We start from the raw sequence: 20,371 nt of genomic DNA on the forward strand, positions 1-20,371 counted from the left end.
GTGCAGCATCCGCCCACGCCCATGTCCCCACGCGGCCAAGGGCAAGGCTTGGAGGGATGACCGAATCGTCATCTGAGCATCATCCCGCTGCCACCAGAAACTGCGCCACGCCGTCGCTGGCGCGCACTTCGGAACACTCCACGCCCCACACGCGTGCAATCGCCGCGGCGTCCAGCGTCTGCTCCACGGGCCCCACATCACAGCGCCCCGCGCCCATCAATACCACGTCGTGCGCGTACCGCAGCGCCAGGTTCAGGTCGTGCAGCACCGCGACCACGCCGATGCCCTGCTCCGCTGCCCAGCGGCGCACCAGGGCCATGGCCTGGTGCTGGTGCGCCAGGTCGAGCGCGGCGGTGGGTTCGTCCAGCAGCAGCCAGCGCGTGGCGCCGTCGGGCCGGGGCTCCCAGATCTGCGCCAGGGCACGGGCCAGGTGGGCGCGGGCGCGCTCGCCACCCGACAGGGTGTTGACGCCGCGCTGCGCCAGGTGGGCCACGCCGGTGGCCTCCATCGCATCGCGGGCGATGCGCGCCTCGCTCCGGCTGGGCGACTGGCGGTGCGGAAAGCGCCCCATCTCCACGACCTCCTGCACCGTGAAGTCGAAGGCCACCGCCGTCTCTTGCGGCAGCACGGCACGCAGGCGCGCCAGTTCCAATGCGCCCAACGCAGAGAGCGCCCTGCCCCCCAGGCTGACCGAGCCCGAGCGCGGCGCGCGCTGGCCCGACAGCATGGACAGCAGCGTCGACTTGCCTGCGCCATTGGGCCCGAGGATGGCGGTGAATCGGCCAGGGGCCAGGCGTGCATGCACGGTGGCCAGCAAGGGCCGGCCCGGCAGTCCCACGCCCAATTGATCGCAGACGAGTTGGTCGCCGCGGAGAGCGCCGAGCCCACTCATACCTTGCTCCTGAATTGCCGCAGCATGGCCAGAAACAACGGCACACCGATGAACGCCGTGAGCACCCCCAGCGGCAGCTCCGCCGGCTTGACGATGGTGCGCGCCACCACGTCGGCCGCCAGCACCAGCGCCGCACCCAGCAGGGCCGAGCCCGGCAGCACCACGCGATGGTCGGGCCCGGCCACCAGGCGCACCCAGTGCGGCGCCACCAGGCCGATGAAACCGATGATGCCCGTGGCGGCTGTCACCGCGCCCACCGCCAGCGCGGTGACCAGCACCGCCAGGCGCTTGGTGCGTTCCACCGGCACGCCCAGCAGCGCGGCCTGGGCCTCGCCCAGGGCAATCGCATTGAGCGGGCGCGCCAGCGCCAGGCCCAGCCCGCAGGCCACGGCCACGATGGTGCCGACCAAGGCCACGGCGCTCCAGCGCGCCCCGCCCAGGCTGCCCAGCAGCCACATCTGGATGTTGCGCAGTTGCTCGTCGGTGGAGATGAAGTTGAGGTAGCCCAGCCCCGCCAGCGCCAGCGCGTTGACCGCCACGCCGGCCAGCAGCATCAGCCCCATGCGCGTGCCGCCATCGGCCTGCGCCAGGCCATAGATGAGCGCCGTGACCAGCAGGCCGCCGCCAAAGGCCATGCCCACCAGTGTCCAGCTGCCCAGCGTGCGCGGCAGGTCGGGCAGCCAGTGGCTGCCCAGCACGATGGTGAGCGCAGCGGCCAGCGCGGCCCCGCTGCTGACCCCGATCAGGCCCGGGTCGGCCAGCGGGTTGCGGAACAATCCCTGCATCAGCGCACCCGCCAGCCCCAGGCCTGCACCAGCCGCCACGCCCATCAACAACCGGGGCAGCCGGATGTTGATGAACACCAGATATTCAGGCGCCTGCTCGGCCGACGGCGCCGCGCCCAGGGCCTGCAGCAGCACCTGCCACAGCTGGGCGGGTGCAATGGCGTATGCACCCTGCGTGCTGGCCCACACGAACGCGAGTCCCACCAGCGCAACGCCCCACAGCAGCGCTGCGCGCGGCGACAGGCGCCGCAAAGACCAGCGCGCACCCGGCTGCGCCACGGCCACGCCGCTCACGCCGTGATCGCCTGCATGCGGGTGTGCAGCTCGCGCACGGCCGCGGGCAGGCGCGGGCCAAAGCCCAGCAGGTGGCTGGCCTCCATGGCGACCAGCGCCTTGCGGCGGAACGCGGGCGTGAGTGCCAGTTCAGGCCGCTGCCAGAAGGCTGCCTCGCCGCCCAGCGCCTCGATACCCTGCGTGCTGTTGAGCAGCACCTCCGGCGCCGCGCTGGCCATGGCTTCGGCCGTGAGCGGCCGGTAGCCTGCGAACTGGGTGATGGCATTGGTCGCGCCCGCAAAGCGGATCAGCGCATCGGCCGCCGTGCCGGTGCCCGCCACCATGGGGCTGCCGCCGTGCGACAGGATGAAGATCGCGCGCGGGCGCCGCGACGACGCGGCCACCAGCTTTTGCACCGCTGCCCACTGCGCATCCAGGTCGGCCTGCAAGGCCTGCGCCTCGCGCTCGCGGCCGGCCACGCGGCCCACGGTGGCGACCTTGCGCTGCACTTCGTCCCAGGTGTGGTCGGCCTTGACCAACTCCACCCGCACCCCGGCGCTGCGCACCTGATCCAGAACCACCGGCGGGCCGGCCTCGGTGGTGCCCACCACGGCGTCGGGCCTGAGGGACAGCAGCCCCTCGGCCGAGAGCTGGCGCATGTAGCCGACCTTGGCGGTCTTGAGCGCAGCCTCGGGGAACAGGCTGGTGGTGTCGGTGCCCACCAGCTGGCCCTGCGCGCCCAGCAGGTAGACCACCTCGGTCAGCGCGCCGCCCAGCGAGACGATGCGCGCCGGGCTGGCCGCCAGTGCGCGCTCGGCACCCAGGGCGGACAGCAGTGGCAGCGCGCCCATGCCGCGCAGCAGCTGCCTGCGCCCCGTGTCGGTCAGGCCGTCACGCAGCATGGGCCACCTCGTCCTGCTGCGCCTGCGGCAGCCGCGCCACCAGGTCGCGCCAGCCCTGCAGCTCGGGCTTGCCGGGCTTGCGCGCACCGAAGAACATGGCCATCAGCTCGCCCGCGTGGTCGAACGCCTCGACAGAGGTGACCACGCCATCGGCCGTGGGTTTTTCGACCACCCACACGCTGGCCACCATGTCGGTGCGCAGGTGCAGGTTGAAGCCCGCATCCAGCACGTTGATCCACTGCGCGTGCGGCGTATCGAGCGGCTTTATGTTGCGCACCGGCCCGGTGTGGATCTGGATGCAGCCGCCGCTGCCCACGAACACCATGATGGGCAGGCCGTCCAGCGCGGCCTCGTCCAGCAGTCGCGGCACGGCCTGCGGCGTGGCACGCCAGGCGAACTGGCCCTCGACCAGGCGAAAGCTTTGCTGGCGCTCCACGCCGAATTTCTTGGTGATGCCGAAGAATTCGTGCGTGTCTTTCATGGCACCCCAGGCCTCACGCAGGCCGTCGGCGTCGATATCGGCATCGGGCCGCACCGCCTCCGGCGCGGGCGCCTTGCCGAACACGTAGCCGGCGCTCGGCTGTGCAAAGCGGCTCACCACCGCGTCGAACGCGGCCAGGTCGGTGGCATCGCGCGTGAAGATCTTGTGCACTGCGCGGCCCTGCGCGTTGTAGAACTGCAGGCTGCGCGACGGCGGCTTGGCCGGGTCGTTGGCCAGCTCCGTCACCGCAAAGCCCGCATGCCACTGTGCAAAGAAAAGGCGCAGGTCGATGTCTTCGCCCAGCGCAATGCCCACCGGCCCGGTGGCCGAAACGTGCGTGTACACGCCGGTCTTCTCGTGCACCGTACCTTCGTTGCGCGTCAGCGCCATCAAGGGGCCGCAGGCTTCGAGCGCTTGCAGAAGGTGCAGCCACGATCCCTGCAGCGGCACGGCTTTGAGCGGGTGCGCGTGCTCACCCGCGTGGGCAGCGACAGCGGCGCCTTCCGAGAGCCCCAGGCTCTCGGCCGCATCCTTGGCGCGCTTGCCGGCTGCGCGGGCCGCAGCGAACTGCGTGCGAATGTCCGGCGCAGCGATCGGCGCTGCCACTGCCACTGCCGCACCTTGGGAGGTCGTCACGGCGGCGATCATTGCATGGCCTCCGGCGCGGTGTGCCACAGCACGCGGCGCTGCTCGGCGGCCACCATGGCCGCCGTGGCAGCGGTGTCCTGGCGGGCCTTGCACTGCTCTTCCCAGCGGCCCTGCAGGCTCCAGACCACCGTGCGGAAGTGTGCGGTGAAGCCGTCGGCATCGGCCAGCATCTGCAGGTTGGCCGATATCTTGCGGCCCATGGCGTCGCGGTGGCTGTCGCAGCAGGCCTGCACGTAGCCCGTCATCAGGGCGAGCGTGCCGGCCAGCAGCGCCTCGGCGCACGGCAGGCTGTATTCCTCATCGGTGTGGCTGCCGGCATCGGGCAGGTCGGGAGCGTGGCTCATGGTGGTCTCCTGGGGTGGGTGCCTGGGGGATGAAAGCGGAACTCAGAAATCGGCCACCAGCGACACGCGCACGGAGCGGCCGGGCTGGCTGTAGGCGTCGATGAAGTTGGCGTTGGCGGCCAGGCCGCGCACGTCGGCCCAGCGCCAGTGCTTCTTGTCGGTCAGGTTGTAGATGCCGAGGTTCAGGCGCAGGTCCTTGCGGATGCGCCACTGGCCCGACAGGTCGAGCACCGTGTACGACGGCGTGAGGTACTGCGTGCTGCCCGTGGCCAAAGCCACGTCGCTCGGCTTCTTGGCGGCGGCGTGGGTGGCATCCAGGCGCGCCATCCAGCCGCCGGTGTCGTAGCGCAGGCCGGCCGACAGGCGCGATGGGTCCACCGTGTTCACCGGCCTGCCGGTGGCGGTGTCGCGCCCGCGCGTCTGGCCGTAGCTGAAGGGCGATGTCCATCGCCCGCCTGCCCACTGGCCCCAGCGCATGTCGCCCTTGACCTCGAAGCCGTTGAGCTTGACGCGGCCGATGTTGACCGACTGGAACACCAGCGGGTTGCCCGGCGCACCGGTGCCGCCGACCTGGCGCAGGTCTTCGATGAAATCCTTGTAGCGGCCCGTGAACGCTGCAGCCTCGACCGACAGCGCGTCCAGCCGGCCGCGCACGCCCAGCTCGAAGTTCTGGCTCTTTTCGGGCTTGAGGTGGGCGTTGGGCACCGTGCGGTAGTTGCTGACCGGGTTCTCGAAGAAGGCGTTGACCTGGCCCGCGTTGGGCGCACGGAAGCCCGCCGCGTAGTTGCCGAACACGCTCCACTGCTCGCTGGCGCGGTACAGCACGCCGAACTTGGGCGAGGTGGCGTTGCCCGAGAGGGACACGGCCTGCGCGCCGAAGCCGGCCTGGTCGGCCTTGATGCGGAAGGTGTCGAAGCGCACGCCCGGGGTGATGCTCCAGGGGCCGGTCACGAACTCGTCCTGCACGTACAGCGCGGCGCTGGTCTCGGTGGTGTCCGGAAAGCGCTTGAGCGGGAAGGTCTCGCCCACCGGCGGGGTCACACCGGTCTGCAGGTTCTCGACCTTGGCGGACGTGTAGTCAAAACCGTAGGTGATCTTCTGCACCAGGCCGCCAGGGCCCGCGCGCAGCACCTTGCTGCCCTGCAGGTTGGCCTGCCAGGTGCGCTCGTCGTAGGTCACGTCGCGCACGCGGTGGGCAGCGGTGTTGCGGTCTTCGGTGACGTATTCGCGCGAATGCGAGTCCTGAAAACTCAGCGTTGCCTTCAGGTCGTCGGCCAGCGCCGAGTTCACGCGCCACGCGCCCTCCCACGTCGCACGGCTGCGCTGCATGTCGGTGAACGACGTGGAGCCCAGCACGGACGTGGCGGCCAGCGGCGGCTTGGAGCGTGCGGTCAGCAGCTCGTAGTCGGAGGTCTTGTCCACATGCTCCAGCGTGAACACATGGCGCTGGCCGCCGCCCGGCGTGAGGATGACCTTGCCCAGCAGCGCGCCGCTTTGGTCCTTTTGCGGATTGGGGCGGGTGCGGTCGGCATTGGCCGCGCTGTTGGTGCCCATGTTGTCCAGCTCGCTGGCGCGCGTGACGTTGCCGCCCAGCAGCCACTGCACCGTGTCGCCCGCCTTGCCCGCCACCGTGGCGCCCACGCGCTTGCCGTGGTCGTCGCCGTCGTAGCCCAGGCTCACACGCCCGCCGATGCGCTTGTCGCCTTCCAGAAATGCCGATGGGTCTGCGGTGATGAAGTTGACCAGGCCCGCCATGCCGTCCGACCCGTACAGCGCCGACGTGGCGCCGCGCACGACCTCGATGCGCTGCAGCAGGCCGATGTCCAGGTAGTCGCGCCCGAAGGCATTGGCGCTGAAGACGTAGCTGCGCGGCAGGCGGATGCCGTCCACCATCATCAGCACGCGGTTGCCGTCCAGGCCGCGGATGTTGAAGCCCGCGTTCTGCTCGCGCCCCGTGGATCCGCTGGCCAGCGTGAAGCGCGCGGGCGAGCGCGTGACCGACACGTTGGGCAGCTCGCGCGCCACATCGCGGATGTCGCGAACCTGGCCTTCTTCGATGGCCTGCGCGTTGATCACGTCGATGCTCATGGGCAGCTCGCCCGGGTCCTGCTCGCTGCGCGAGCCGCTGATGACGACCTCCTTGAGCGCCGGGCCGGCAGCGATGAGCTGCCCTGCACCCAGCGGGCCTGGCGCGCCCTGGGCCTGGGCGTTCCAGGCGGTGCAGAGCGCACAGGCCACGAGCCAGGCCACGGGGTGGAGGTTGAACGTGCGGGAGCGGAATGCGGATGCGGATGCGTGCGCCACGGGGGAGCCCTTCTTCTCTGGTCGGAGTCAATGACAGGAAGCTGGCTCTGCGCGCCCTCTCACCGCTCGGGTGCTGGCACGTCCGCTGGCAACGAAGCGTCTATTCTATATGAGAATAATTATCAATACACATGTTGCAAACTATTCCTTGTGGCGGCTTGGGGTTTGCGGGACCTCTCAAAGCGCAGCAGGTTGCGCCCGGGCTCCATCACTTTTTCGCGCCATGAAAAAGGGAGCCCGTAGGCTCCCTGGATCTGCATGGCGACGACTGGCGATCTGCTATGCAATCAATAGCTGCTAGCGCTTATCCATCAAGCGGTAGCGGCCATTTTTATGCCTGTTGTCACACTGTTTCTGCCACCGCCGCGGCGGCTGGCGCCGCAGCCACAGGCTGGGCCACCACCGGCATGCGGATCAGGTGGTCGAAAGCGCTCAGCGCGGCCTTGGACCCATCGCCCGCTGCGATCACGATCTGCTTGAACGGCACCGTCGTGCAGTCACCCGCCGCGAACACGCCGGGGATGTTGGTACGGCCGTGCGAGTCGACGATGACCTCGCCGAACTTGGACAGCTCCACCGTGCCCTTGAGCCATTCGGTGTTGGGCACGAGGCCGATCTGCACGAACACGCCTTCGAGCTGCACCAGGTGCTCCACATTGGTCGCGCGGTCCTTGTACTTGAGGCCATTGACCTTGCCGTCAGCGCCAGTGATCTCGGTGGTCTGCGCGTTGGTGTGGATGGTCACGTTGGCCAGGCTTTTCAGCTTGTTGACCAGCACGGCGTCGGCTTTCAGCTGGTCGGCAAACTCGATCAGCGTGACATGGGCCACGATGCCGGCCAGGTCGATGGCGGCCTCGACACCGGAGTTGCCGCCGCCGATGACCGACACGCGCTTGCCCTTGAACAGCGGGCCGTCGCAGTGCGGACAGTAGGCCACGCCCTTGTTCTTGTACTCGGCTTCGCCGGGCACGTTGACATTGCGCCAGCGCGCGCCGGTGGACAGGATCACCGTCTTCGATTGCAGCGTGGCGCCATTGGCCAGCTTCACACCGATCAGGCCACCGGGCTCAGCCGCCGGGATCAGCTGGTCGGCGCGCTGCAGGTTCATGATGTCCACGTCGTAGGCACGGGTGTGGGCTTCGAGCGCGGCAGCGAACTTGGGTCCGTCGGTCTCCAGCACCGAGATGTAATTCTCGATGGCCAGTGTGTCGTTGACCTGGCCGCCGAAGCGCTCGGCCGCCACGCCGGTGCGGATGCCCTTGCGGGCGGCGTACACCGCGGCTGCGGCGCCGGCAGGGCCGCCGCCGACGATGAGCACGTCGTACGGTGCCTTGGCCGACAGCTTGGCCGCGTCACGGGCGGCGGCGCCGGTGTCGAGCTTGGCGACGATCTCTTCGACCGACATGCGGCCGGACGCAAACACCTGGCCGTTCATGAACACCATGGGCACGGCCATGATCTCGCGGTCGGCCACTTCCTGCTGGAAGGCGCCGCCCTCGATCACGGTCGTCTTGATCTTGGGGTTGACGATGGCCATGAGCGACAGCGCCTGCACCACGTCCGGGCAGTTGTGGCAGGTCAGGCTCATGTAGACGTCGAAGCTGAAGTCGCCGTCGAGCGCGGCGATCTGCTCGATCACCTCGGGCTCGATCTTGGGCGGGTGGCCGCCGGTCCACAGCAGGGCCAGCACCAGCGAGGTGAACTCGTGGCCCAGGGGCAGGCCGGCAAAGCGCAGGGTGTTGGTGGCGCCCACGCGCTGCAGGGTAAACGACGGCTTGCGGGCATCGTTGCCGTCGGTACGGAGCGTGATCTTGTCGCTGCGCAGGGACTGGATGGTCGTCAGCAGCTCCAGCATGTCGCGGGCGGTCTCGCTGTCGTCCAGGGACGCCACCAGTTCGAACGGCTGCTGCACGCGCTCCAGGTAGGCGGAAAGCTGGGTCTTGAGTTGTTCGTCGAGCATGGTGGTGTCCTTTGCTTTGAGTTCTTGGGTTGTCGTCTATCTAGGGTGTGGCAAACACTGGCGTTTGCAATGCCTGTCGCCGCGGCCCGCATAAAAAGTACGAGCGAAAAGTACGGGCGAAAAAAAGCCGGACGGCATGGCGCACACGCGCCATGACGCTGTCCGGCTCAGGAGCGCCCGGGCTGGGGCGCTCTGCCGAATCGGTGGCGGCTTAGATCTTGCCGACCAGGTCCAGCGATGGGGCCAGGGTCTTGGCGCCTTCGTTCCACTTGGCGGGGCACACCTGGCCGGGGTTGGCGGCGGTGTACTGGGCAGCCTTGAGCTTGCGCACGGTTTCCTTGACGTCGCGGGCGATTTCGTTGGAGTGGATTTCGGCCGTCTTGATCACGCCATCGGGGTTGATCACGAAGGTGCCGCGCAGTGCCAGACCTTCTTCAGGGATGTGCACGCCGAAAGCGTTGGTCAGCTGGTGCGTTGGGTCGCCGACCAGGGGGAACTTGGCCTTGCCCACGGCGGGGGAGGTTTCGTGCCACACCTTGTGCGAGAAATGCGTGTCGGTGGTGACGATGTAGACCTCGGTGCCAGCCTTCTGGAACTCTGGGTAGTTGTCGGCAGCGTCTTCGATTTCGGTGGGGCAGTTGAAGGTGAACGCTGCAGGCATGAAGATCAGCACAGACCATTTGCCCTTCAGGTCGGCTTCGGTCAGATCGATGAATTCACCCTTGCCGTTGCGGTTGACGAAGGCGGTGGTCTTGAAGGGCTGAACTGCGGTGTTGATCAGGGACATTGCTGTTTCCTTAATGGTGGGTTGAGTGAACAAGGCTGAAGTCTAGGCCCATCGAGCCCATGAATCCAATTAATTGATTGCATGGAATCAATTGCCTGTGACTATACAGAGTCGGCATTTCAGCATCATGAAAATCCGATGGCCCCACCCGCCCGGGTGCGCGCGCCGGAGCATCGACCCGCAGATTGCGACAGACCCCAGGTTGGAGGCACGCCCGGCACCAGCGACAGCCTGGGCTCCGCTGCGTGACCATGCTTTTGGCCCTGCAGATGCGAACACAACTCAGCATCACACGCAGACAGAGCGAAGACACAGGGGTTTGGCTTGCGGTGTTTGATCGAGGTCACGACAATCGGCCCCGAATCCACAGAACACACAAGGAGTCCCCATGAAAGGTGACGCACAGGTCATTGGCCATCTGCAGGCCCAGCTGAAGAACGAACTCACGGCCATCAACCAGTACTTCCTGCACTACCGCATGCTCAAGCACTGGGGCTTCGACAAGCTGGCCAAGAAGGAGTATTCGGAATCCATCGGCGAGATGAAGCATGCCGACTGGCTCATGGACCGCATCTTCACGCTCGACGGCCTGCCCAACCTGCAGGACCTCGCCAAGCTCCAGGTCGGCGAAGACGTGCCGGAGATCCTGGCCTGCGACCTGCGCTCCGAACAGGGCGCCCAGGCGACGATCAAGGAAGGCATCGCCCACTGCGAAACGGTGCGCGACTATGTCTCCCGCGACCTGCTGCAAAAGATCCTGGACGACACGGAAGAGCACATCGACTTCCTGGAAACCCAGATCGACCTGATCGACAAGGTCGGCCTGCAAAACTACCTGCAATCCCAGATGGGCGAGGCAGAGTAAGCAAGACCGCAAAGACTTCAGTTTCTCAGAGCGCTCCACGAAAAAAGCAAAGAAGAAATCAAGAAAGCGGGCTTCGGCCCGTTTTTTTGTGCCCGTTTCAACGGCACCAGTGGCAGACGTCACCCGCGCAACGTGGAGGTGGACTTGGGCTGCGCCCGGCGCCCAGCTCGTCACAGAATGTTGCAACCGCACATCAAGACAGCAAAAGTCTGGATTCAATGAATGCGAATGCTTCTCAACAAAAGTAGAATGCGTTCTTACGACCAGCGTTGATCCCTGCGACGCCCGCCTGACGCTCAGGCCATGGGCCACCAGCGATCGCCGCACGCTGGCCTGAATCTCCTGAACACCAGCCAGTCAGCCGGGGCCTTGCCGCCGCCCCGCCGCTGCAGCCAGCGTTTGACCGTTTTCGCCTGCAAACCTGCCTGGAGCCATCCCTGATGCTGCGCCGCACCGCCAGCCCCTGCCTGCCCGGGGCCTCCCCTTCGTCGCCTTCGTCCCCACCGATGGGATCACCGCTGGCCCGCTGCCGACCTGCGGCAGGCACGCCATGAAGGCCGCGCGCGTCGATTGGCGCTACCGGCTGGCCATCACCTCTCGCGCCGTGGCGGCCATTGGCGGCGGCTATGCGCTGGCGGCGGGGTTCGCGGCTGCGTTGTCGCTGGGGCTGGCGCAGTTCATGCCGCGGGTGGAAGCCGTGCTCACGGCCACCATGCTGGCCTGGCTGGCCTACGCCATCGCCGCGGGCTGGGCGTTCTATGCCCGCACCGCCCTGGGAGCCTGGGCGGGCACGGCGCTGCCGGCGCTGGTGCTGGGTGCCTGCGCCATGGCGCCGCAATGGATGAAGGCCGCCGCATGAACACCACCACACTGACACCCGACGCGTCCGCAGACATGGCAGCGGGCACGCCCACGGCGGCTACTGTGAACGCCAAGGCCAAAGCCGCCAGGACACCCAACGACCGCGAGGGCTTTCGCCAAGCGATGTCGTGGCTGCACACCTGGGCCGGGTTGATATTGGGCTGGCTGCTGTTTGCGATCTTCCTCACCGGCACGCTGTCGTTCTTCAAGAACGAGTTCAACCTGTGGATGCGCCCCGAGATGCACGGCCTGCCCGCGGCGGATGCGCAGGTGGCCCAGAAGTCGCTCGATGCCCTGGTGCGCAAGTCGCCCGAGGTCACGCAGTGGATCATGCACCTGCCCGACGAGCGCGACCCCGCCGTCAACCTGCTGTGGCGCGGTACCGGCAACGGCCGGTTCGAGACGCTGCGCATGAACCCGCAGACCGGCGAGGCCATCGAGGCGCGCCAGACCATGGGCGGGGACTTCTTCTACCGCTTCCACTTCGAGCTGCGCACGGCCCAGAAGGGCCGCTGGACCCTCGAAGGCCGCTGGGTGGTGGGCGTGGCCACGATGCTGATGTTCGTCGCGCTGATCACCGGTGTGATCACGCACCGCCGCATCTTCAAGGACTTCTTCACCTTCCGCCCCACCAAGGGCGGGCAGCGCGCCTGGCTGGATGCGCACAACGTCACCGGCGTGCTGGTGCTGCCGTTCTACCTGATGATCACCTTCAGCGGGCTGATGATCTTCCACACGCTGTACATGCCCGCCGGCATCGCCACCACGTACAAGAATGAAAAAGGCGTGGACTCCAACGCGTACTTTGCCGACCTGCAGGGCGAAAAGGCCGAAAGCCGCCCCCGCCGCGGCGCAAACGACAAGGTGGAGCCCCTGCCCGCCATCGCGCTGCAGCCCATCCTGACCGAAGCACGCACCCGCTGGGACGGCGGGCGCATCGGCAGCGTGCAGGCGCGCCGCGATGCCAAGGGCCGCGCCGTGGTCGAGGTCACGCGCCACGAGGGCGACCGCCTGCAGTACCGGCCGCCGCGCCTGTTGTTCGACGCCACCACCGGCCAATGGCTGGACCAGGCCGACCCCACCGGCCCCGCCGCCAAGACCTATGGCGTGCTGTACGGGCTGCACCTGGCGCGCTTTGCCGATGCTGGCATGCGCTGGGCCCTGTTCGGCTTTGGCGTGCTGGGCAGCCTGATGATCGCCACGGGCATGGTGCTGTGGACCGTCAAGCGCAGCGCCCTGTCGCAAACCAAAGCCGGCCGCCAGGGCGCAGCCACCGCTGCAGCGCGCACCAAGGCGCCGTTCGGCGAGCGCCTGGTGGCCGCCATCAACATCGCCACGCTCGCGGGCCTGCCGCTAGCCTGCGGCGTGTACGTGGCCTCCAACCGCCTGATCCCCGTGGGCATCGAGGGCCGGGCCGATACCGAGCTGGCCTGGTTCTTCAGCGCCTGGGGCGTCGCGCTGCTGTGGGCGCTGGCGTGCGCCGTGGTGCGGCCCAGCCGCATGGGCTGGTCGGTACCGCTGGGTGCTGCGGGTGCCGTGTGGGCTGCCTTGCCGGTCATCAACGCACTGACCACCCACACCCACCTGGGCGTCACGCTGCCCGCGGGCGAATGGATCTGGGCCAGCATGGACCTGTCGTTCCTGGCCACGGGCCTGCTGCTGTGCTGGCTGTCCTGGCGGCTGCGCCCGGGGCGCGTGCCCAAGGGCCGGGCGGCGGTGTCCCAGGCACCGCGCCACGCCGCAACCGCCAACGCAACCGCCAACGCATCCGCCCCGCAGCCCGCGGCACCGGCGCTGTCGGCCACGCCCGACGTCTCCACGACGGGAGCCTGATCCATGTCCGCTTTTCTGCTGTGTTTTGCCGCATGGTCGGCCATCGCGCTGGGCATGGACCGCCACCACGAAGACGCGCTGGGCCGCGAGGGCACGGCGCGGCGCCAGATGCACCTGCGCCACGCCGGCTGGCTGGTGCTGGCGCTCTCGCTGTGGCTGGCGGCGCGGCCGTCGGGCGAGGTGCCTGCATCGCTGGGCGTGACGGCCTGGACGGTCGCCCTGTCGGTCGCGGCCCTGGCGGTGACCGCCATGGTGACCTGGCAGCCGCGGCGCACACCGGTCGCGGCCGGCGTCGCGCTGGCTGCCGGGCTGCTGGCGTGGGCCGGCGGCTGGTGATGGCGCCCAGCGCCGCACGGGCTGGCTGAACGCCGCTGCGGCAGCGCTGCGCACGCCCGGGCCACACCGCGTCCTGCCCCCTGCCCCGTCCACCCCAACGCATTCGTTTCGCTTCACCGCTTCGCACACCTCCCAGCCAGGGCCGACCACCGGCCCGCGCCAGGCCCGGTGTGCGGGTTGTCTTCACCTGCGCTGCGCACATACCAAAGGAAAAACCATGCACGCATTCCGCCAGTCCCACACGCTCAGGCCCCTGTCGGCCGCCCTGCTCGCCGCGCTTTGCAGCGCTGCGTGGGCGCAGCAGAGCCCGCCGGCCACCGCACCGCAGACGCTGGGTGAGGTCACGGTGCAGTCCACCACGGGCGACGACGGCTACTCGCCCGCCGCCAGCACCTCGGCCACCAAGGGCAGCGCGCCGCTGCGCGACGTGCCCCAGGCCGTGAACGTGGTGCCCGAGCAGCTCATGCGCGACCAGGGAGCGCGGTCGATGGAAGACGTGCTGCGCAACGTGCCCGGCGTGGCCATGAGCCACGGCGACGGCCAGCGCGACCAGGTGGTGATCCGCGGCTTCACGGCCATCGCCGACCAGTTTGTCGACGGCGTGCGCGACGATGCGCTGTACTTCCGCGACCTGGCCGACATCGAGCGGGTGGAGGTCCTCAAGGGCCCCGCCGCCGTGCTGTACGGGCGTGGATCGTCGGGCGGCCTGATCAACCGCGTGACCAAGAAGCCCAGGTTCGGCGAGACCTCGGGCGAGGCATCGCTGGGCCTGGGCAGCTTCGACTACCGCCGCGCCACTGCCGATGTGAATGTGGGCATCAGCGACACCGCGGCCTTTCGCATCAACGCCGCGGTGGAGGACTCGGGCAGCTACCGCGACCAGCAGTTCGTCAAGCGCCACAACTTCGCGCCGTCGCTTGCGCTCAAGCTCGCGGCGCAGACCGACCTGCTGCTGCAGTACACCAACGCCCGCGACCAGCGCCTGACGGACTTCGGCATTCCCGCGCTCAACGGCCGGCCCGTCAACGTGTCGCCGCGCACGTACTACGGCTCCAGCAACGCCGCGCAGGACGACACCACCACCAGCACCATGCAATCGTTCGCGGCCACGCTGAACCACCGCTTCAACGACGACTGGTCGGTGCGCAACGTCACGCGCCTGTACGACTACGCGCTGGACCGCTACAACACCCTGCCCGGCGGCACCACCGACCCGGTGAACCTGACGGTGGGCCGCACGCGCTCGTTCGTCCTGCGCGATGAGAAAGGCTTCTTCAACCAGACCGACGTCACCTGGAGAAACCATTTGGGCGGCGTCAAACAGGAATGGCTGATGGGCGTGGAGCTGGGCCAGCAAAAGAAGCGCGCCGAGTCCGTCTCGGGCGGCGCCGACCGCGTGCCGATCTTCAACCCCGGCAACCGCCCTGCCCCCGCCATCCCGGCCGCCAGCTTTGCGGCCGACGGCGCCATCCCCAGCCACACCACGCAGGACACGGCCGCGCTGTACTGGCAAAACCAGATCACGCTGGCGCCGCAATGGAAGGCGCTGGTCGGCGCCCGCTACGACGTGTTCGGGCAGGAGACCACGTTCGACCGCAAGCTCGCGGGCCTGTCGCGCACCGACAAGAAGTTCAGCCCCCGCGCGGGCCTGGTGTGGCAGCCCAGCGATGCGCTGTCGTACTACGTGTCGTACAGCAAGTCGTTCCAGCCCTCGGCCGAAACCTTCGCACTGGCCGCCAACAACACCGGCGCCGAGCCCGAGATCACCGAGAACAAGGAGATCGGCGTGAAGCTCGACGTGCTGGACGGCCGGCTGAACTTCACCGGCGCGCTCTTCAACCTCGAGCGCACCAACATCAAGAACACCGACCCGACCAACCCGTCGCGCCAGATCAACGTGGGCACGCAGCGCACCAACGGCCTGGAGCTGACCGCCAATGGCCGCCTGCCCGACCGCTGGGACGTGAGCGCCGGGTACGCATGGCTGGATGGCCGCATGACCCGGTCGCTGGCCACCACGGGCTCGCTGCAGTTGCCCACAGCGGCCATCGCCGCACAGGGCAAGATGGCTGCACTCACGCCGCGCAACTCCGCGTTCCTGTGGGCCATGAAGGACCTGGGCCACGGCCTGCGCGCGGGCGGCGGCGTGAACTACGTGGGTGCGCGCTTCACCTCGCTGACCAACCTGGTCACCCTGCCCGGCTACACCACGCTCGACGCGGCGCTGCAGTACACGGTGGGCCAGTGGGACCTGGACGTGAACATCAAGAACCTGGCCAACCGCAAGTACTACGTGTCCGCCCACGGCAGCAACGACAACCTGATCCTGCCCGGCTCGCCCCGCGCACTGCAGGTGACGCTGCGCACGCGGTTCTGACCCGCCAGGCCATCTGCCTGCTGCGAATTTTCAATGGAAATGACTGCTACCGCTTGATAGACAAGCGGTAGCAGCTACCAAAACCATAGCGTTTTACACACCGAGGAGGAGAAGCACCATGCGCATGCACCCATTGGCCCTGGCGGCCTCGCTGCTGGCCACGCTGGCCACAGCCCAGGCCCAGACCACCGCCACCACCGCCGCCACCGCCGCCCTGCCCGAGGTCAAGGTGACCGACGGCGCGGACGGCGCCACCACCGAGGGCAGCGGCCAGTACACCGCCCGCGAAGTCAGCGTGGGCAAGCTGCAGCAGACGCCGCGCGAGACGCCCCAGTCCATCAGCGTGGTCACGCGCCAGCAGCTTGACGACCGCAACCTGACCAAGGTCGAGGACGCCATCAAGCTGAGCACCGGCATGACCATCACGCGGCTGGACGGCGCGGGCAACTACAACTCGTTCCAGTCGCGCGGGTTCGATCTGGGCGCGATCCAGCTCGACGGCGTGCCCATCCCGCAAGGCAACTACAGCACGCTCGATACGGCCATGTACGACCGCATCGAAGTGCTGCGCGGCCCGGCCGGGCTGCTGCAGGGCGCGAGCGAGCCCGGCGGCACGGTCAACCTGGTGCGCAAGCGCGCCCCGTCCAAACTGGCCATCGGCGCCGATGCGGCGGTGGGCTCGTTCGGCCTGCGCCGGGGCACGGTGGACGTGGGCGGCGGCCTGAACGCCGAAGGCACGATCCGCGCGCGCGCCGTGGCCGTGGTGGAAGACCGTGACAGCCACATCGACACGCTGTTCAACAACAAGCGCCTGGGCTACGGCACGCTGGAATGGGACATCGCCCCGTCCACCACCGTGTCGGTGGGGGCTGCGCAGCAGCGCGTGCGCGCCGCCATCGACCAGGGCCTGCCCACCTATGCCGACGGCCGCCTGGCCGACCTGCCCCGCAGTTCCTTTGCCGGCCTGCGTGCCAACCGGCAAGACCTGGAGACCACCGACATCTTCGCGGAGCTGGAGCACCGCCTGGCCGGCGGCGGCGTGGTGCGCCTGTCCGCGCGGGACATCGATCGCACCGCGTTCTACCGCTCGGCCCGCGCCAACAGCGCCCTGGCCGCCAACGGAAGCTTCACCATGGAGACGGTGGACGGCGACTTCCACGTGCGCACCCGCAACTACGACGCCTTCCTGGCCACGCCGGTGCAGGTGGCAGGCCGCACCCACAAGCTGCTGGTGGGCGCGAGCCACAACGAGGGCAAGACCTGGGACGGCAACTACGCCTACGGCCAGCCCCGGCCCTTCAATTTGCTGCGGCCCAACTACGACCTGGCCTATCCCGACATCCCGCTGCCGGGCTTCACCTCCCTCATCACCCGCCGCGAGAACGCGCTGTACGGCCAGGCCCAGGTCAGCCTGGCCGACACCGTCAAGCTGCTGGCCGGCGGCCGCCTGTCGTGGGCCGAGGTGGTGACGCGCAGCACCAGCACCGGCGCAGTCACCGCCGCCGCAGACCCCGGCCGCCAGTTCGTGCCGTCGCTGGCGCTGATGTGGGACTTCCACCCGCAGTACACCGCCTACGCCAGCTACGCCGAGACCTTCGTCGTGCAAAGCCAGCTCACCACCGCCAAGCAGTTGATCGAGCCGCGCACGGGCAAGCAGGTCGAACTGGGGGTGAAGGGCGAGTTCCTGCAAAAGCGCCTGCAGGCCCATGCAGCGCTCTTTCGCATCATCGACGAGAACCGCGCCATCCCCGACCCGGTGGTGACCAACGCATCAATCGCCGGCGGCAAGGTCCGCGCGCAGGGCTTCGAGGCCGAGGTCAGCGGCCAGCCGCAGCCCGGCTGGGACCTCGTGGCGGGCTACGCCTACAACGACACCCGCTACCTCAAGGCCCCCGTGGCCCAGCAGGGCCAGGTGTTCAGCCCCATCACCCCGCGCCACAGCGTGAACCTGTTCACCCGCTACGCCTTCACCCACCCCGCGCTGCGCGGCTTCAGCGTGGGCGGCGGCATGTCCTGGCGCAGTGAGTTCTTCGCGCAAAGCGGCGCGTTGCGCATCAACGCACCGGGCTACGCAGTGTTCAACGCGCAGGTGGGCTACCAGATCAACGACCACCTGTCGGTGAACCTGTCGGTGGACAACCTGCTGGACAAGACCTACTACGAGAAAGTGTCGGGCGTTTCGCGCCAGAACTTCTATGGCGAGCCGCGGCGGGTGACGGTGGCGCTGAAGGCGCGGTATTGAGCGAGCGCCGAAGCGGCGGAGACGGCGGCGGTGAGCACGTCGGTGCTCGTCGCCCGCCCACCACTGATTCTGGGTGCGCGGTGTGGGTTCAGGCCTTCACATCGATTCAAGATGCTGCCGCGCGTACCAGCCCGAGAGATACCCTGCCACCGCGTCGTGCAGGGCATTCAGGTCCATTCCACGCACCTTGGAGGTGCTGATCACCAGCTTGTGGGTCTTGGCACGGTACGTCACGCGGCCCAGGTTTTTGTGGGGCGCGTGCAGGCGCGGCGCGTCAGGGTTCAGGTCGAATGTCATGAACAGATTGGAGCCGTTGACCACGGTGGACGAATAGTCGTTCACCGAAGACCAAGGCACCGCCTGGGGCCACCCGGGGATCATGATGCCCTCAGACGTGAGCTGCATCAGCATGACCGTGGAGCGATGCCAGAACCATGCGGCCATGCCCGCCAGCACCAACCCACCGGCCAGGGTACCGCACAGCAGTTGCCAGGACCCGGCCAACGACTTTCCTGGCGACAGGCTGTTTGCCATCAGACCTACGAACGCCGCCAACACCACCACTGCCAAGCCGCCAAACAGCCACGCATTGTTCTTGCGTTCAAACACCTCGACCGCTCCCTGCGCCTGTTGCACGACCTCGGCCAGTTCCTTGCGCATCTGTTCGTTCTGCTCATGCGCCACGCCCTTGAAGTCGGCCAGCAACCGCGCCTGCAGGCCCTGACTGTCGGCAAACAGCGATCGCACCCACACCAGCGATTCCGGGTCCGGCGTGGACAGGGTCGACTGCACCATCGCATCGGTCACCGGCGCGTTGACGGCTTTCGCGCGCTCCAGCGTCGGTGGATGCGTATCGGTCGGGTGCGCGGTGGCCACTTCGGTGGAGAAGTTGGGGGCCGTGAGGCCGGTCAAGCGCACGGCGTCGTGCAGCATCTGCACCAGGTCGCTGCCCGCCTCTTGCGGTCGGCGTCCGATGTCGGCGAGCACCTTGTCAACCACCTCGTGCAGAGCCGTCACCCGCACCAGCGACCGCGCAATCGCATCGCCGCTCACCAGCTTGGCAGCCACTTGGTCGGCCGCGAATTCGCGCACGCGGCTCCAGTGCTTGACTGCCAAATCGAAGCGATCCAGCAGGTATTCGATGAAGGATGTGGCCGGCAGGTCCATCCACTCGCCGCTGTCGTCGCGGCCATAGATCGCATGCAGGCTGGCCACCAGCCGTTGGTAGATGGGCGAGAACTGCAGGCTGTAGGCCGTGTCGGCGCCCGCGAAGTGGCCGAGTTCGTGGGCCAGGATGGCGCTGATCTCGTCGCGCTGCAGCAGCGTGAGGTAGGTCAGCGGCAGGTACATGGTCTCGCCCGTCAGCTTCTGGCCGCCGGGCACCAGTTGCATGGGGTGGCCGGTGACGTAGAAGCCATCGGTCAAGCCCACCACCAGATGGGCTGGTGCCGCAGCCCCGGCGCCTCCGGCCAACGTATCGACGTAGGCCCACAGCGCTGGCGCCTCCTGGCGCGACACGGTCACGCCCATGACTTCGTTCGGCTCGTCGTGCAGCACCTGCAGCGACTTGTACAGCGCCCGCAGCAGGGTCACGCCGCACCACAGCACGGAGCCGGCAATCAGCAGGATCACCATCTGGAACTTGGCCTCGCCGGACCCTGCCCGCTCCAGGACCATGACCTGGTAGGCCACGCCCAGCCTCGCGCCCAGCAGGCCCGCCACCGTGACCATCAGCAGGACCATGTGCACGGTCAGGTAGGTGGGCAGCAGGTTGCGCCACCGGGCAAACAACCGCATCAGGGCATCGCGCGACTGCAGTGACTGCCGGCCGGCGGCGTTGACGCCGTACAGCCCCGCCAACGCGACCAGCGCCGTGAGCACGCCAGCCACCATTGCAAGGATGCTGGCCGGGCGAACCACAGCCCCCACCTGGGTGCGCGACGCGCTGTCACCGCGGATGCTTCTGGCGATCTGGCTCAATTCACGCGAAGCGGCGAACCCGCGGTAGTCCTGGCCGCCGATGTTGATGGTGGCGCGGGGGTTCTCACGAACCGCCGCTTCTGCTTCGGTCACTTCAGCCAGCATTTGCTGCTGCTCGGCGGTCAGGCCGGGCTGGGCGTACTGCCGGTACTCCCACAAGCCTATTCCCGACAGCAGCAGCGGCATGCACACCGCCCACAACACCAGCCGGGTGCTGCTGGGCAGGGCGTTCAAGGCCCTGGATATTTTTTGACCGAACGAAGAAGCCATGATTTTTGGAATGGTTGATTTTTTGATGGGTCTGCGTACCGGCCGCACAAACCGGTGCTGCCGCCGCAGCCACGGGCCACTGCCTCCACGCCAGTGACCGTGCCCGCGCCCGAGCGACTCCCAAGGAAGGCCCTGGTGCCACCGGCGTGACCGGTGTGAAGGGCAACGGGCTCACAGGACGTTGTTTCAGGCGGTGCGATTCTGCCGCCGACCATGCCGCACAAAGCGATG

The 20,371-nt window shown here is 68.1% G+C and carries 15 protein-coding genes; 6 read left to right on the forward strand and 9 right to left on the reverse strand.

Annotated features, from left to right (window positions below; translation table 11 throughout):
* Positions 1-79 precede the first annotated feature (79 nt).
* The 8 genes from ACIGHN_RS22490 to ahpC form a co-directional block, all read right to left on the reverse strand.
* On the reverse strand, positions 80-892 hold the full coding sequence (locus ACIGHN_RS22490; protein ID WP_396506189.1) for a heme ABC transporter ATP-binding protein: 813 nt from the start codon (positions 890-892) through the stop codon (positions 80-82).
* The gene (locus ACIGHN_RS22495) at positions 889-1,971 is read right to left on the reverse strand and encodes a FecCD family ABC transporter permease (protein WP_396506190.1); all 1,083 of its coding nucleotides are present in this window, start codon (positions 1,969-1,971) and stop codon (positions 889-891) included. Before ACIGHN_RS22495 ends, ACIGHN_RS22490 begins: the two co-directional genes overlap by 4 nt.
* Entirely contained in the window at positions 1,968-2,852 is an 885-nt protein-coding gene (locus ACIGHN_RS22500) for a hemin ABC transporter substrate-binding protein (protein WP_396506192.1), read from the reverse strand. The genes ACIGHN_RS22495 and ACIGHN_RS22500 overlap by 4 nt, the downstream gene beginning before the upstream one ends.
* Positions 2,842-3,981, reverse strand: coding sequence for a hemin-degrading factor (locus ACIGHN_RS22505; RefSeq protein WP_396506193.1), 1,140 nt, complete (start codon positions 3,979-3,981; stop codon positions 2,842-2,844). Before ACIGHN_RS22505 ends, ACIGHN_RS22500 begins: the two co-directional genes overlap by 11 nt.
* A complete protein-coding gene (locus ACIGHN_RS22510) occupies positions 3,978-4,325 on the reverse strand; it encodes a hypothetical protein (protein WP_056173802.1) in 348 nt (115 codons plus the stop codon). Before ACIGHN_RS22510 ends, ACIGHN_RS22505 begins: the two co-directional genes overlap by 4 nt.
* Before the next feature lie 42 nt (positions 4,326-4,367).
* A complete protein-coding gene (locus ACIGHN_RS22515; protein ID WP_396506195.1) occupies positions 4,368-6,629 on the reverse strand; it encodes a TonB-dependent hemoglobin/transferrin/lactoferrin family receptor in 2,262 nt (753 codons plus the stop codon).
* Positions 6,630-6,972: 343 nt separating this feature from the next.
* Positions 6,973-8,589: an alkyl hydroperoxide reductase subunit F gene (gene ahpF, locus ACIGHN_RS22520; protein WP_396506196.1), complete on the reverse strand. Its 1,617-nt coding sequence runs from the start codon at positions 8,587-8,589 to the stop codon at positions 6,973-6,975.
* Positions 8,590-8,800: 211 nt separating this feature from the next.
* Complete coding sequence (gene ahpC, locus ACIGHN_RS22525; RefSeq protein ID WP_056173794.1) at positions 8,801-9,376, reverse strand: alkyl hydroperoxide reductase subunit C; 576 nt, start codon at positions 9,374-9,376, stop codon at positions 8,801-8,803.
* A 388-nt stretch (positions 9,377-9,764) separates the two neighbouring features.
* On the opposite strand from ahpC, the gene bfr reads away from it, so the two are divergent.
* From bfr to ACIGHN_RS22555, 6 genes are all read left to right on the forward strand, one after another.
* Entirely contained in the window at positions 9,765-10,241 is a 477-nt protein-coding gene (gene bfr, locus ACIGHN_RS22530) for a bacterioferritin (protein WP_056173789.1), read from the forward strand.
* 550 nt (positions 10,242-10,791) lie between these two features.
* Positions 10,792-11,100: a DUF3649 domain-containing protein gene (locus tag ACIGHN_RS22535; RefSeq protein ID WP_396506199.1), complete on the forward strand. Its 309-nt coding sequence runs from the start codon at positions 10,792-10,794 to the stop codon at positions 11,098-11,100.
* A gap of 35 nt (positions 11,101-11,135) precedes the next feature.
* Positions 11,136-12,935, forward strand: a complete 1,800-nt coding sequence (locus tag ACIGHN_RS22540; RefSeq protein ID WP_396506304.1) for a PepSY-associated TM helix domain-containing protein — start codon at positions 11,136-11,138, stop codon at positions 12,933-12,935.
* 3 nt (positions 12,936-12,938) lie between these two features.
* Complete coding sequence (locus ACIGHN_RS22545) at positions 12,939-13,271, forward strand: DUF3325 domain-containing protein (RefSeq protein ID WP_396506200.1); 333 nt, start codon at positions 12,939-12,941, stop codon at positions 13,269-13,271.
* A gap of 217 nt (positions 13,272-13,488) precedes the next feature.
* Positions 13,489-15,648 (forward strand): TonB-dependent receptor, encoded by a 2,160-nt coding sequence (locus ACIGHN_RS22550; protein ID WP_396506201.1) that lies wholly within the window; start codon positions 13,489-13,491, stop codon positions 15,646-15,648.
* A 118-nt stretch (positions 15,649-15,766) separates the two neighbouring features.
* Positions 15,767-17,890: a TonB-dependent siderophore receptor gene (locus tag ACIGHN_RS22555; RefSeq protein ID WP_396506202.1), complete on the forward strand. Its 2,124-nt coding sequence runs from the start codon at positions 15,767-15,769 to the stop codon at positions 17,888-17,890.
* A gap of 96 nt (positions 17,891-17,986) precedes the next feature.
* Here ACIGHN_RS22555 and ACIGHN_RS22560 read toward each other — a convergent pair whose 3' ends face one another.
* Positions 17,987-20,104, reverse strand: a complete 2,118-nt coding sequence (locus tag ACIGHN_RS22560; RefSeq protein ID WP_396506204.1) for a M48 family metallopeptidase — start codon at positions 20,102-20,104, stop codon at positions 17,987-17,989.
* Positions 20,105-20,371 lie beyond the last annotated feature (267 nt).

The sequence above is a fragment of the Acidovorax sp. NPDC077693 genome (assembly GCF_044542805.1).
Taxonomy (GTDB): Bacteria; Pseudomonadota; Gammaproteobacteria; order Burkholderiales; family Burkholderiaceae_C; genus Acidovorax.

Bases quoted from the DNA above. Each gene is read 5' to 3' on its own strand.
- ACIGHN_RS22490 (WP_396506189.1), bottom strand. From the start codon at position 892: ATGAGTGGGCTCGGCGCTCTCCGCGGCGACCAACTCGTCTGCGATCAA.
- ACIGHN_RS22505 (WP_396506193.1), bottom strand. From the start codon at position 3,981: ATGATCGCCGCCGTGACGACCTCCCAAGGTGCGGCAGTGGCAGTGGCA.
- bfr (WP_056173789.1), top strand. From the start codon at position 9,765: ATGAAAGGTGACGCACAGGTCATTGGCCATCTGCAGGCCCAGCTGAAG.
- ACIGHN_RS22540 (WP_396506304.1), top strand. From the start codon at position 11,136: ATGGCAGCGGGCACGCCCACGGCGGCTACTGTGAACGCCAAGGCCAAA.
- ACIGHN_RS22550 (WP_396506201.1), top strand. From the start codon at position 13,489: ATGCACGCATTCCGCCAGTCCCACACGCTCAGGCCCCTGTCGGCCGCC.
- ACIGHN_RS22545 (WP_396506200.1), top strand. From the start codon at position 12,939: ATGTCCGCTTTTCTGCTGTGTTTTGCCGCATGGTCGGCCATCGCGCTG.
- ACIGHN_RS22535 (WP_396506199.1), top strand. From the start codon at position 10,792: ATGAAGGCCGCGCGCGTCGATTGGCGCTACCGGCTGGCCATCACCTCT.
- ahpC (WP_056173794.1), bottom strand. From the start codon at position 9,376: ATGTCCCTGATCAACACCGCAGTTCAGCCCTTCAAGACCACCGCCTTC.
- ACIGHN_RS22510 (WP_056173802.1), bottom strand. From the start codon at position 4,325: ATGAGCCACGCTCCCGACCTGCCCGATGCCGGCAGCCACACCGATGAG.
- ACIGHN_RS22555 (WP_396506202.1), top strand. From the start codon at position 15,767: ATGCGCATGCACCCATTGGCCCTGGCGGCCTCGCTGCTGGCCACGCTG.
- ahpF (WP_396506196.1), bottom strand. From the start codon at position 8,589: ATGCTCGACGAACAACTCAAGACCCAGCTTTCCGCCTACCTGGAGCGC.
- ACIGHN_RS22500 (WP_396506192.1), bottom strand. From the start codon at position 2,852: ATGCTGCGTGACGGCCTGACCGACACGGGGCGCAGGCAGCTGCTGCGC.